Annotated in this window: 12 protein-coding genes; 11 read left to right on the forward strand and 1 reads right to left on the reverse strand. The window is 69.5% G+C overall.

The genetic code is table 11. The features are described from left to right. Window positions 1–3: 3 nt before the first annotated feature. Window positions 4–1,152, reverse strand: a complete 1,149-nt coding sequence (locus FJ309_05570; protein ID MBM3954069.1) for a Gfo/Idh/MocA family oxidoreductase — start codon at window positions 1,150–1,152, stop codon at window positions 4–6. A 256-nt stretch (window positions 1,153–1,408) separates the two neighbouring features. Between FJ309_05570 and FJ309_05575 the strand changes: the two genes are divergently transcribed. The 11 genes from FJ309_05575 (at window position 1,409) to FJ309_05625 (ending at window position 13,338) form a co-directional block, all read left to right on the forward strand. After that, complete coding sequence (locus FJ309_05575) at window positions 1,409–2,575, forward strand: DUF1559 domain-containing protein (GenBank protein MBM3954070.1); 1,167 nt, start codon at window positions 1,409–1,411, stop codon at window positions 2,573–2,575. A 121-nt stretch (window positions 2,576–2,696) separates the two neighbouring features. Continuing rightward, window positions 2,697–3,095, forward strand: coding sequence for a carboxypeptidase regulatory-like domain-containing protein (locus tag FJ309_05580; GenBank protein MBM3954071.1), 399 nt, complete (start codon window positions 2,697–2,699; stop codon window positions 3,093–3,095). Window positions 3,096–3,802: 707 nt separating this feature from the next. Then, window positions 3,803–4,930: a DNA polymerase III subunit beta gene (gene dnaN, locus FJ309_05585; GenBank protein ID MBM3954072.1), complete on the forward strand. Its 1,128-nt coding sequence runs from the start codon at window positions 3,803–3,805 to the stop codon at window positions 4,928–4,930. A gap of 98 nt (window positions 4,931–5,028) precedes the next feature. Further along, window positions 5,029–5,415: a DUF721 domain-containing protein gene (locus tag FJ309_05590; protein ID MBM3954073.1), complete on the forward strand. Its 387-nt coding sequence runs from the start codon at window positions 5,029–5,031 to the stop codon at window positions 5,413–5,415. A gap of 24 nt (window positions 5,416–5,439) precedes the next feature. Then, window positions 5,440–7,896, forward strand: a complete 2,457-nt coding sequence (locus FJ309_05595) for a DNA gyrase subunit B (GenBank protein ID MBM3954074.1) — start codon at window positions 5,440–5,442, stop codon at window positions 7,894–7,896. Window positions 7,897–7,921: 25 nt separating this feature from the next. Continuing rightward, window positions 7,922–9,169: a hypothetical protein gene (locus FJ309_05600; GenBank protein ID MBM3954075.1), complete on the forward strand. Its 1,248-nt coding sequence runs from the start codon at window positions 7,922–7,924 to the stop codon at window positions 9,167–9,169. A gap of 7 nt (window positions 9,170–9,176) precedes the next feature. Beyond that, the gene (locus tag FJ309_05605) at window positions 9,177–10,010 is read left to right on the forward strand and encodes a sugar phosphate isomerase/epimerase (GenBank protein ID MBM3954076.1); all 834 of its coding nucleotides are present in this window, start codon (window positions 9,177–9,179) and stop codon (window positions 10,008–10,010) included. A gap of 19 nt (window positions 10,011–10,029) precedes the next feature. Continuing rightward, on the forward strand, window positions 10,030–10,482 hold the full coding sequence (locus tag FJ309_05610; GenBank protein MBM3954077.1) for a transporter: 453 nt from the start codon (window positions 10,030–10,032) through the stop codon (window positions 10,480–10,482). Between the two features lie 33 nt (window positions 10,483–10,515). Then, complete coding sequence (locus FJ309_05615) at window positions 10,516–11,448, forward strand: aldo/keto reductase (GenBank protein MBM3954078.1); 933 nt, start codon at window positions 10,516–10,518, stop codon at window positions 11,446–11,448. Window position 11,449: 1 nt separating this feature from the next. After that, a complete protein-coding gene (locus FJ309_05620; protein MBM3954079.1) occupies window positions 11,450–12,310 on the forward strand; it encodes an amidohydrolase in 861 nt (286 codons plus the stop codon). Next, a complete protein-coding gene (locus FJ309_05625; protein ID MBM3954080.1) occupies window positions 12,307–13,338 on the forward strand; it encodes a zinc-binding alcohol dehydrogenase family protein in 1,032 nt (343 codons plus the stop codon). Before FJ309_05620 ends, FJ309_05625 begins: the two co-directional genes overlap by 4 nt. Window positions 13,339–13,366: the final 28 nt, after the last annotated feature.

The raw sequence follows: 13,366 nt of genomic DNA on the forward strand, positions 1-13,366 counted from the left end.
AGCTCAGGAACTGAGCGTCCACTCCGGGAGTTTCTTGATCACGCCACCGGCCATGGCCGACTCGTGTGCCAACAGCCCGGTGCAGGTCCAGTTGGCGCTCTGGCGGTGATCGGGATAGGGCGCGCGCCCCTCGACCAGCGCCGTCACGAACTCGTGGACGAGATGCGGATGGCTGCCGCCATGTCCGCCCCCCTGCGTGAACGACAGGTGCTGGTGGTCGTCGGCGTCGTACACCCCGCCGGTCGTGAACCGGCGGATCGGCTCGGGCAGCAGGTGGGCAAAATCGGGCACCGGCACCCGGGCGGGGATCTCCGGCTCCGGTTTCTTGGCGGTGTGGAGAACCGGCTCCTCCCCCTCGACCAACTGCCACTCGAAGCTCTTCTTCGAGCCGTAGACGTCGAAGCTCTCGCGGTACTGCCGCGCCGTGTCGAACAGCGAGCGGATGATCCGGGCGACGACGTCGCTGCGGTGCAGCTTGACATGGGCGCTTTCGATCGCGAACGGCGAGCCATAGCGGCCGATCAGCTCGTCGCGGATCCGCCCCGAACCGAAGCAGCTCACCTCGGCGGCATCCTTGCGCTCCAGTGCCAGGCACGGCCCGACGCAGTGCGTCGCGTAATGCATCGGCGGCAGGCCGGGCCAGTAGTCGGGCCAGCCGTCCATGTCCTGCTGGTGGCTCGCCTGGAGGAACTGGATCTTCCCCAGCTCGCCACGGTCGGCCAGCTCCTTGATGAACAGGAACTCACGGGCGTAGACGACCGTCTCGGCCATCATGTAGCGGAGCCCGGTCCGTTCGCAGAGGTCGACGATCTTCTTGCAGTCGTCGACGCTCGTCGCCATCGGCACGGTGCACATCACGTGCTTGCCCGCCTCGAGGGCGGCGATCGACATCGGCGCGTGGTCGGGGATCGGCGAATTGATGTGGACGGCGTCGACCTCGGAGTCGCGGAGGACGTCGGCATATGACGTGTAGCGGCGCTCGATGCCAAACGCCATGCCGATCTGGTCGAGCTTGTCGCGCGAGCGCTGGCAGATCGCCGTCAGCTTGACATGCGGGTGGCGCTGGTGGATCGGGATGAACTCGGCGCCGAAGCCGAGGCCGACGACCGCGATGCGGACGGGACGGTCGCCAAACGGGGCGGTGGAGGGCATCGTGATGGCTCCGCAAACTGGGAAATGACCGGGTCCGTGGTGGGTTGCTCCCTCGGTGCGGTGCCGGCTTGACTGCGCCGGGAACCACGAGGGTTCCGTGAGGCTCTCACCGAATCCTGACTGAATTCATACACAACGCTCGCGCCCTCCTCACGAGTATTCCATCGAGGGCGCCTAGTCTGACCGCGTCGCGGGAAGGAGCCAAGTCCGGCACCGCGACCGGCGACGATTGTCCCTCACCCATCCGAGGTTATCCATGCGTCATTCGGTTTCACGGCGGGCGTTCACGCTCGTCGAACTGCTGGTCGTGATCGCGATCATCGGCACCCTCGTCGGACTGCTCCTCCCGGCCGTCCAGGCCGCGCGGGAAGCGGCCCGGCGCAGCCAGTGCACCAACAACATGAAGCAGATCGGCCTTGGTGTCCACAACTACGAGTCGGGCATGAAGCGGCTTCCACACCCCGGTCAGTGCGATTCGACCGGTGCCTCGTCGACGACGTACATGATCCACTCCACGCCGACATTGCTTCTGCCCTACATCGAGCAGACGAGTGTCTACAACCTGCTCGACCACTCGACGCTGCCGACCGCTCTCGGGGCCACGCTCCATTCCAGCGGCCAGTATTTCCTGATGGGAACCGCCCAGATCCATCCGACCGCCAAGGGGCGTCCGTATGACGATCCCTCCAACGTCAATTTCCAGCGCGCCGGCAAGACGAAGATCGACACGTTCGTCTGTCCGTCGACGCCGCTGGGCAACGACGGTCGCGACCCGGTTCATGGCTACGGTGGCATCGACTACATGTTCATCGCGATCTCCGACGTCAACAGCACCCCCGGCGACCCGCTGTACGGGCAGCGCACCGTGCCAACTGGCTCCACCGCATGGCTGGCGCAGGTCGTCGGCGGCTGTCTGTCGTGCGACGGTGGCGGCGGGAAGATGTCGCGGATCAGCGACGGAACCGCCAACACGTTCCTCTGCATCGAGGATGCGGGGCGGGCCCACCCGAGCGTGGCGAAGTTCGGCGCGCTGTCGTCGCGGATCTCGCCGATGGGCACCGGGCAAGCCGATCCGGTGAACTTCGGCTCTGCCCTGCCCGGATCCGCCGGCGGCCGTCGTGTGTACGCCTGGATCGATCCTGACGCGGCGACAAACGGCTACTCCGGGCCGAGCAACGCGATCGCGCCGGGCTCGCGGGCGGCGAAGATCAACAACTACGCCAACCCGATCGGCGGCCCGGTGGAATGTCCCTGGTCGACCAACAACTGCGGCCCCAACGACGAGCCGTTCTCGTTCCATCCGGGTGGTGTCGTGGCGGTCATGGGTGACGCTTCGGTGCGGTTCGTCGCCGACACCATCGACGGCGTCGTGGTGAAGTGGCTCGTCGGAGCCAACGACGGCGTCCAGGCATCGGCTGACTGAGCTCACAACAGGACGTGCCGGCCGGTACGGCCCCATCTGCCGTACCGGCCGGCATCTTTCTTCCGCACGGTCTGTCTTCCATCGACCCGCGCAGGGTCGTGTCACCCGAGGGTCTTTCGTGATGCGCGGTCCTGTCTCCGGCAACGTCGTGGCCACCGTCATGATCCTGGTGGTGACGGCCGTGGCCGGATGCTCCGGCAATCCCGGTACCGTCCCAGCGGGCAAACCGTTCAGCGGCACCGTGAAGACTTCCGCCGGCAAGCCCGTCGGCAACGTGATGGTCCACTTCCATCCCCTCAAACCCGGATTCTCCTACGGTACCGAGGTGGCGGGCGACGGCACGTTTTCAAGCGAAGCCCCTCCGGGCGACTATGCGTGGTCGCTGCGCCGTTCCGAGAAGGCCAAGGCGGCGGACGCAGATGCCGGCTACAAGGCCGTCCCGGCGGCGTTTCAGGAGACCGATCTCAAGCGGAAGGTGCGGATCGACGCCGGCGGCACGGTCAACATCGTCGTCGAATGACGATCTGCCCCAGTGAGCTGGCCTTGCCGTCCGAGCCAGCGGCCTGCGGGCCAGGATTCGCGTGATCTCGTTCATGAGGCCTCGTTCCTGAGGCCTCAGTCTCGTCGCCCGGGTCTCGTGGCCATCGTCTCGAAGCGAGCATGCTCCGCTCCCTCGCTGCGGCTGGTGCCGGCATGAAGTCGGCTGGTTGCGGTGAGTTGTCGGTTTCTCCTCGAGGGCATCGGTCGCGCCATGGCGGCGCCACGGCACGAAGACTCACCTCGCACGATTCCTGACGTGCTTCATCGAGGGGATGTCATCTCTCTGGCCAAGGACTTTCGGCAAACCGATCACGTGGTCGCCATTGACCGCAACCCATCCACCTCGAAATCGACAATCTTCCGACGAAACCTCGAAACCGGGAAGCTGGGTGAAATCCGCTGATTTCGTCGGCGGTCGTGGATGGCCACCACGATGGAGGCCGATGACGGGCTGCCCTTTTGGCACACGTGGTGTTCGTACTCAGTGGCACATACCTGCTGTTTTCTTTGTTTCTCAATACACATCAACAGAAGGAGAACCCGCTGGATTTGCGGCTCCCGCAAGGGTTTTTCGCCGACCCGCGACCAGGTACAATGAGCGTTTTCCCATCGACCCCGTCCTGGTGGACGTAGACCCTTCATTCGGGGTATCTGCATTCGGGGTATCCGGAGAGGACGCCTGTCGGCATGAACGTCCGTTGTGTTCGTGAGCCGTTGCTGGCCGCCCTGCAGAGCGCCGCGGCTGTGGTTCCGAGTCGCTCCCCCAAACCGGTCCTCACCAACGTCAAGCTCGAGGCGGACGGTGGCCAGGCAGTGGTTTCGGCCACCGATCTGGAGATGGGGATCCGCGTGACGCTCGACGGCGTCGAGACGCGAGCCGCCGGGGCCGTGCTGCTCCCGGCCGGCCGGGTGATGGCGATCGTCCGCGAAAGCCCGCCGGGGACGACGTTCGACATCGAGTCCGACGGAACTGCCGTGATCGTCAAGGCACCGCGGTCCCAGTTTCGGCTTCCGGCCGAGGATCCGCTCGAGTTCCCCGCCGTGGCGACGTTTCCCGGTGAACCGTGCTACGAGCTCACGACGGCTCTTGCGCGCGAGATCGTCCGCCGCACGGTGTTCGCCACCGACAGCGAATCGAGCCGGTATGCCCTCGGTGGCGTGCTGGTCGAGCTGGCCGCCGGCAGCGGCCCGGCCGGCAGTGTGATCGCCGTCGGCACCGACGGCCGGCGGTTGGCAAAGATGGAGGGTCCGGTCACCGTGGCCGGTGGTCGACCGGCCGACGGTCAGCCGATCGTGCCGGCCCGGGCATTGCAACTGGTCGAGCGCTGTTTGGGAGCTGCCGATCAGCCGGTCCACTTCGCCGTGCGTCCCGCCGAGATTCTCGTCCGCAGCGGAGCGACCACGATCTCGGCGCGGCTTGTCGAAGGTCGTTTCCCGCGCTGGCGCGATGTCCTCCCGGAACGGACCGACGCGACGCGGGTCACGGTCGCCGTCGGTCCGCTGCTGGCGGCCGTCCGCCAGGCGGCGATCGTCACCAACGAGCAGTCGAAGGGAGTGGAGTTCGCGTTCGAGCCCGGTCAACTGGTGCTCACCGGCCGGTCCGCGGAGAGTGGCGAGAGCCGGATCGAACTGCCGATCGACCACTCGGGCACGACGGTGCGGATCAAGCTCGATCCACGGTTCGTCGGCGACTTCCTCCGCGTGCTCGATCCGACCGCGACGGTCACGGTCGAGCTCACCGACGCCCAGAGTGCCTGCGTCTGCCGCACCACCGACGGGTATGGCTACGTGATCATGCCCCTGGCGGCCGACTAGACGATGGCCACCCCGGGGCGCGAGCGGTTCCCGTTTCCCTCCCGGTCGGCGGGAGCCCTCGCGCGGTTCCAGACGCGACCCCCCGACTCGGTGACACGATGAGCGACGCTTCCGACGCCCAGGGCCGCTCGCGCCGCGACCGTGGCCCGCGTCCCGTCGGCGACCTGCTCGCCCGGCTGCTGGCTCGGACCGGCTACGACCGCGAGCAGGCGCCGCGCCAGCTCGACGCCGCCTGGCCCCTGGCGGTGCCCCAAACGCTGCTCGGGCTGGTCGTGCCGGGGCGCGTCCGCAAGGGGGTGCTCGAGGTGCTCGTCAGCCACTCCGCCGCCGCACAGGAATTGGGGTTCCACAAGGCGGAGATCATCGGGCGCTTGGCGGCGGTGCTGCCCGACGAGCCGATCACCGACATCCGCTGCCGGCTGTCGGCGTTCGTCGCCCCCCGCCCCGCCGGGACCGGCGACGGCCCGAGCCGCGACGCAGTTTGAGCACGATGGCACGAGGATCCCACCATGGCCGATGACGCAGCCACCACACCCGGTTACACCTCCGCCGATCTCCTCCATCTCTCCGATCGCGAGCATGTCCGCGAGCGGTTCGGGATGTACATCGGCGACAACACCGCGCGCGGGCTGCATCACCTCGTCTACGAGGTGGTCGACAACTCGATCGACGAGTGCATGGCGGGCCACGCCCGGACCGTGAGCGTGATGATCAACGTCGACGGCAGCGTCACCGTCGAGGACGACGGCCGCGGCATCCCCGTCGAGCGCCACGCCCAACTCTCCGAGGAGATGGACCGCGACGTGTCGACCCTCGAAGGGGTGATGACGGTCCTCAAGTTCGGCGGCAAGTTCCAGAAGGGCGCCTACCAGACCTCCGGCGGGCTCCATGGCGTCGGTGTGACGGTCGTCAACTTCCTCTCGGAGTGGTGCGAGGTCGAGGTCTCGCGCGACGGCCACCTCTGGCAGCAGGAGTACCAGCGCGGCGAACCGACCGCCCCGGTGCGCTCGATCGGCACCACCACGCGGACCGGCACCAAGACGACGTTCAAGCCCGACCCACAGATCTTCCCGGCGACGAAGTTTTCCTGGGACATCCTCGCGCGCCGCCTCCAGGAACTGGCGTTCCTCAATTCGGGCGTGCGGATCGTGTTCGCCGACGCCGCCGGCGGGCAGAAGGAGGAATACCGCTACGAGCGCGGGATCGTCGAGTTCGTCGAATGGCTCAACCGCTCGAGCGACGCCGTCCACCCCGACGTGATCGCGCTGACCGGCGAGCAGGACGGCGTCGGCTTCGACATCGCCCTGCAATACACCGGCGAATACACCGAGAACCTCCACAGCTACGTCAACAACATCTCGACGACCGAGGGGGGAACCCACGTCTCCGGGTTCCGCGCCGCCCTGACGCGTTCGCTCAACGCCTACGGCAAGAAGACGGGGCTGTTCAAGGATCTCGTCCCCACCGGCGAGGACATCCGCGAGGGACTGACCGCGGTCGTTGCCGTCCGCGTGCCCCATCCGCAGTTCGAGGGGCAGACGAAGACGAAGCTCGGCAACGGCGAGGTCGAGGGGATCATCAATTCGGCCGTCGGCGACTTCCTCACCCGGTACCTCGAAGAGAATCCGAAGAACGCCAAGGCGATCGTCCAGAAGGGGGTGCTGGCTGCCGAGGCACGCGAGGCGGCCAAGAAGGCCAAGCAGCTCCTCCGCGAGCGCAAGGGGGCGCTGTCGGGCGGCGGCCTGCCCGGCAAGCTCCGTGACTGCACCAGCCGCGACGTCGCCCGCTGCGAGCTGTATCTCGTCGAGGGGGACAGCGCCGGCGGCAGCGCCGAGGGGGGGCGGCACCGCGAGTACCAGGCGATCCTTCCGCTCCGCGGCAAGATCATCAACGCCTACAAGAGCCGTGACGACAAGGTGCTGGCCAACGAGGAGGTGCGCAGCGTGATCTCGGCGATCGGCGTCGGGATCGGCGCCGAGAGCGACCTCACGAAGCGGCGCTACGACAAGGTCGTGATCATGACCGACGCCGACGTCGACGGCTCCCACATCCGCACGCTGCTGCTGACGTTCTTCTACCGGCAGATGTACCAATTGGTCGCGGCCGGCCACGTCTACGTCGCCCAGCCGCCGCTGTTCCGCGTCCGGGCGAAAAAGCAGGTGTACTACGTCCAGACGGAAGAGGAGATGAAGACCCAGCTCCTCGACCAGGGGCTCGGCGAGGGTGTGTTCCTCCCCGGCGACGGCCGGGAGATCGCCGGCGAGGAGATGCACAAGCTGTGCCGCACGCTGTCGGGCCTCGAGGACGCGCTGGTGGCGCTGGAGCGCCGCGGCGTCAGCCTCCGTGACCATGCCGCACGGCGCGACCCCGAGACCGGGCGGCTGCCGATGTTCCACGTCTACTACGGCGCCGAGGAGCGCTGGTTCTCGTCGCGCGACCAGCTCCAGGCGTTCGTCAAAAGCAAGGAGGAGGCCGCCGGTGGCGAGCTGGCGGTCGGGCGCGAGGACGACGCCGGCAAGGGAGCGCGGGGCGGCGACCAGCTGGTGATCGTCGACCTCCACGAGGTGCGGAGCATCAATTCGGCGCTCGCCGACCTGGCGGCGATGGGGTTCGGCATCGACGCGCTCCTCCCCCAGGACCGGACTGGGACCGAGGAGCCACGCTACACGCTGCGGCGTGGCGAGAACACGATCGGCCTGGAGGACCTGCGCAGCCTCCTCTCGGCGGTCCGCCGCGCAGGCGAGAAGGGGCTGTCGATCACCCGCTTCAAGGGCCTCGGCGAGATGAACGCCGAGGAGCTGCGCGACACGACGCTCGATCCGGCCAACCGGACGCTGCTCCGCGTGACGATGTCGGACGCTGCGGCGGCCGACGACCTGTTTCGCGTGCTGATGGGGGAAAAGGTCGAACCGCGGCGCGACTTCATCGAGAAGCACGCCCTCGACGTCAAGAATCTCGACGTCTGACCGGCGCCCCGCGGAGCCTCTTGCCATGCGCGTCCTCCCGCGGCTGTCGTTCGGCGTCGGCGACCGCTTCGCCCACCAGGCCGAAGCCCAGTTGGCGGCGTTCGAGTCCCTCGCCGCCGCCGGCGTCGTCGTCGCCCCGGTGTGGAACAAGTCGAACCGCGAGCACACCTTCCTCGGCACCGAGCCGGAGAGCGTCCGGGCCGCCGCCGCCGCCGCGGTGGTCGCGCGGCGCTGGCCGCACCCCTGGTTCGTCGACGCCGACCACGTCCGCCTCGACACCGTCGAGCGGTTCCTGGCGTCGAGCGACTTTTTTACGATCGACGTCGCCGACGCGATCGGGCGACCGGCGCCCGCGGCCGACGTCGCCGCGTTCCTCGCCCGTCACCCGGAGCTGTGCCGGCCGGTGGCGGTGGCCGGGATCGCCGCGCCGCTCGACCTCGACGGTGACCGGGCGGCGGCGATCGTCGGGGCGTTCCTCGAGGCCTGCCGGGAGGCGGGGGCGATCTGGGCCCGGATCCGCGCCGCCAAGGGAGACGACGTCGTCATCGAAGTCAGCATGGACGAGACCGACGCGCCGCAGACGCCGCCGGACCTACTCGTGATCCTCGCCCTGCTGGCCGATCAGGGCGTGCCCCTGCAAACGATCGCCCCGAAGTTCACCGGCCGGTTCAACAAGGGTGTCGACTACGTCGGCAACGTGGCCGCGTTCGAGCGCGAGTTCACCACCGACGTGGCTGTGCTCGCCCATGCCCGCGAGGCGTACGGCCTGCCCGAAGGCCTCAAGCTCTCGGTCCACTCCGGGAGCGACAAGTTCACGCTCTACCCGGTGATCCGTCGCGTCCTGGCCACGACCAACGCCGGCGTCCACGTCAAGACCGCTGGCACGACGTGGCTCGAGGAGATCATCGGCCTGGCCGAGGCGGGGGGCGCGGGGCTGGCACTGGCCAAGGAGATCTACGCCTACGCCCGCGACCACGTCGACGAGCTGTGCGCACCCTATGCGTCGGTGATCGACATCGACGTGGCGCGTCTGCCGACCGCCGCCGAGGTCGCCGGCTGGAGCGGCGCGCGGATGGCGGCGGCGGTGCGCCATGTTCCCGGCAGTCCCGCTTTCAATCCGCACGTCCGCCAGTTGCTCCACGTGTCGTTCAAGGTCGCCGGTGCCCAGGGATCGCGGTACACCGACCTGCTGGTCGCCAATCGCGCCGTCGTCGGCCGCGAGGTCACCACCAACCTCCTCGACCGTCACCTGAAGCCGCTGTTTCTCGCCTGAGGTTCGGATGCCACCGTCGAGCGCGATCACGGTCTGTCTGGTCGAGGAAGCCCGCCACGGGCCGTTCGTCCTCCACGAGCCGCCGTCGGCGGCCGGTGCCGAGGCGGCGGTCGCGACGGCGGCGGCAGCGGGATTCGACGCGATCGAGATCTTCCCGCCGTCGGCCGCGGAGGTTCCGCCCGGGCTCGGGCGTCTGGTCGCCGCCACCGGCCTGCGCGTGGCCGCGGTCGGCACGGGGGCCGGCTGGGTGCGGCACCGGATCCACCTCTGCCATCCCGACGAGGCGGTCCGGCGTGCCGCCGAGGAGTTCATCGCCGGGATCGTCGACGTGGCCGCGGGTCTCGGGGCCCCGGCGATCGTCGGCTCGCTCCAGGGCTCGAGCGGGCCGGAGGTGCCGCGCGGCGAGGCGCTGTCGCACCTCGCCGACGCGCTCGGGAGGCTCTCCGCCCGGGCGCGGAGTCACGGCCAGGTCCTCCTCTACGAGCCCCTCAACCGCTACGAGAGCAATCTTCTCAACCGCCAGGCCGACGCGGCGGCGTTCCTGGCCGAACACACGCTGGGCGACGTCCGGCTGCTGTGCGACCTGTTCCACATGAACATCGAGGAGCCCGACATCGGTGCGGCGCTGCACGCCTGCGGCCGGCTCGTCGGCCATGTCCATTTCGCCGACTCCAACCGCCGCGCGCCGGGGATGGGGCACACCCCGATGGAGCCGGTGATGGGCGCGCTGAAGGCGATCGGGTACGACGGCTACCTCTCCGCCGAGATCCTGCCGCTGCCCGACGGACCGACCGCCGCCCGGACCACGATCGAGAGCTTCCGCCGCCTCGTCACCGCCTGATGCCCGTGGGAGCCCCGCGATGCTCGACACCCCCCTGCTCCACCCCGAGATCCTCCGGGTCCTCGCCCGTGCCGGGCACCATTCCAAGGTGCTGATCGCCGACGGCAACTATCCGGCCGACAACGCCCGTGGTCCGCGCGCCGAGCTGGTGTCGCTGCAACTCTCCCCCGGCATCCCGACTGTCGCGCAGGTGCTCGCCGCCGTACTGGCGACGGTCCGCGTCGACGAGGTGTTCACGATGGGGGTCGACCGTGCCGATTCCTACGCCGCCGCGACGCCCGGGGATCCGCCGGTGTGGGCCGAGTACCGGCGGATCCTCGCGGCCTCGGGGAGCGCCGTCGCGCTGGAGCCGATCGTCAAGTGGGATTTCTACAAGGCGGTCGCGTCGTCCAACCACGTGCTCACGATCCAGACCGCCGACACGATGCCCTGGGCGAATCTCCTCCTCTCGCTCGGCTGCCGGACGTTCTGAGTCGTCGCGCCAACCTCCCAGGTCGATCCCGCCATGCAATCCCGTCCGCTCGGCCGCACCGGCCTCGAGGTGCCGATCCTCGCCTTCGGGGCCAGTTCGTTGGGGGCGGAGTTCCGCAGCGTCACGCTCGACGAGGCCCTGGCGAGCGTCCGCGCCGCGCTCGACTGTGGCCTGACGCTCATCGACACCAGCCCGTTCTACGGCCGCGGGATGAGCGAGGTCCTCCTCGGCATCGCGCTGGAGGGGGTGCCGCGCGACGCCTACCTGCTGTGCACGAAGCTCGGCCGCTACGACCTGGCGCACTTCGACTTCTCCGCCCGGCGCGTCGCCGAGAGCGTCGACGTCTCGCTCCACAGGCTGCGGACCGACCATCTCGACATCGTGCTGTGCCACGACGTCGAGTTCGTGCCGCTCGGGCAGATCGTCGAGGAGACGCTGCCGGCGCTGCGGAAGGTGCGCGACGCGGGCAAGGTCCGGTTCATCGGCTTCAGCGGCTACCCGCAGAAGATCTTCCGCTCGATCTGCGACCGGACCGACGTCGACTGCGTCCTCAGCTACAACCAGTACACGCTCCAGAACACGCGCTTCGCCACCGAGACGCTCCCCTGGCTGACGGAACGGGGCATCGGGGCGATGAACGCCGGTCCGTTCTCGGCCCGGCTGCTCACCGACGCGCCGTTGCCGGCGTGGCTCAAGGAGCCGGAGCCGGTGAAGGCGGCGGCGCGCGAGGCGGCGGCGCTGTGCCGCTCCCGGGGCACGCCGCTCGCCAAGCTCGCGCTGCAGTTCGCGCTGGCCGATCCGGCGATCGCCACGACGATCGCCGGCAGCGCCAATCCGGCCAACGTCCGCGCCTGGGCGCGGTGGGCCGCCGAGCCGCTCGACGACGACCTGCTCCGCGACGTGCAGGCGCTGTTCGAGCCGGTGCGCGACATCGGCCACGTCGAGGGGCTGCCGGAGAACAACTGACATGCGCCTCGACGCCCACCAGCATTTCTGGCGCTACCGGCCGGAGGAGTATCCCTGGATCGGCGCCGGCATGGAGCGGCTGGCGCGGGATCACCTGCCCGCCGACCTCGCTCCGCTGGCCGCGGCGGCCGGGATCAGCGGCACCGTGGCGGTGCAGGCGCGGCAGTCGCTCGCCGAGACCGAATGGCTCCTCGACTTGGCGGAGACGTCGGCGCTGGTTCGCGGCGTCGTCGGTTGGGTCGACCTCCGATCCGCGACCGTCGCCGACGACCTCGCGCGGCTCGCGCGGCGGCCGGCGCTGGTCGGCGTCCGCCACGTCGTCCAGGACGAGCCCGACCCGCGGTTCCTCCTCGGCGCGGCATTCGTCCGCGGGATTGGCCAGCTGGCGGCGCATGGACTGGCCTACGACCTTCTCGTCTACCCCCACCAGCTCGCCGCCGCGGAGGAGCTGGTGGCCCACTTCCCGGGACAGCGTTTCGTGCTCGACCACCTCGGCAAGCCGGCGGTCAAGCGCGGGGAGGTGGCGCCGTGGCGCGACGACATCGGCCGCCTCGCCCGCCACGCCCACTGCTGGTGCAAACTCTCCGGATTGGTCACCGAGGCTGCCTGGCAGGAGTGGTCGCGCGCGCAGTTCACGCCGTACCTCGAGGTGGCGCTCGAGGCCTTCTCGCCGGCGCGGCTGTTGTTCGGGAGCGATTGGCCGGTGTGCACGCTCGCCGCCCCGTACGCCGACGTGGTGGGGATCGTCGAGGATTTCGTCGCGCGGCTCGCGCCCGGGGAACGGGAGGCGATCATGGGCGGCTCCTGCGCGGCGTTCTACCGGCTGCCGGAGGCCGACAGCCCGACGGAGCGCCGGCGATGAACGCCTGGGTCCTCGAAGAGCCACGCCGGTGGCGCCTGGCCGACGTCGCCGAACCGCCCCCGCCGGGGGACGGCGAGGCGGTGATCCGCGTCCGCGCCGTGGGGATCTGCGGCACCGATGTCGGTGGCTACCTGGGGAAGATGCCGTTCTTCAGCTACCCGCGGATCCCGGGGCACGAGCTGGGCGTCGAGGTCGTCGCGGTCGGCGCGGGGGTGGCGAACGTTCGCCCCGGCGACCGCTGCTGCGTCGAGCCGTACATCAACTGCCAGGACTGTTTCTCCTGCCGCCGCGGTCTGACCAATTGCTGCGAGCACCACCGCACGCTCGGCGTCCACTGCGACGGCGGGCTGCGGCCGCTGTTCACCGTGCCGGCCCGCAAGCTCCATCCGGCGCCTGGCCTCGCGCCGGAGCAGTGCGCCCTGGTCGAGACGCTGGCGATCGGCTGCCACGCCATCGACCGTGCCCGCGCGGTCGCCGGCGAGACGGTGCTCGTGATCGGGGCCGGGCCGATCGGCCTGTCGGCGGTCGTGTTCGCCCGCCTCGCCGGCTGCCGTGTGATCGTCGTCGACGTCGCGGCGTCGCGTCTGGCCTTCGTCCGCGAGCGCCTCGGCATCCCCGACACGCTCCCGGCCGGCGGCACCGAAGCCACCGCCGCGGCGCTCCGCGAGCTCACCGCCGGGCGGGGCTGCGAGGTGGTGATCGACGCCACCGGCAGTCCGGCGAGCATGGCCGCGGCGCTCGAATACTGTGCGTTCGGCGGTCGCCTCGTCTACGTGGGTATCACGCAGTCGGAGATCGCCTTCCCGCACGCCCCGATCCTTCACCGCCGCGAACTGTCGATCCTCGCCAGCCGCAACGCCCTGTCGCGCGACTTCACCAGGATCATCGGGCTGGTCGACGAGGGGCGGATCGACACCCGTCCCTGGATCACCCACCAGGTCGCGTTCGCCGACGTCGGCACGGCGTTTCCCCGGCTCATCGAGCCGGGATCGGGGATGGTCAAGGCGGTGGTGACGATGCCCGACTGAGCCGCCCCCGGGCCCCGCTTGCGGCCGC

Source organism: Planctomycetota bacterium, assembly GCA_016872555.1.
GTDB lineage: Bacteria > Planctomycetota > Planctomycetia > Pirellulales > UBA1268 > F1-20-MAGs016.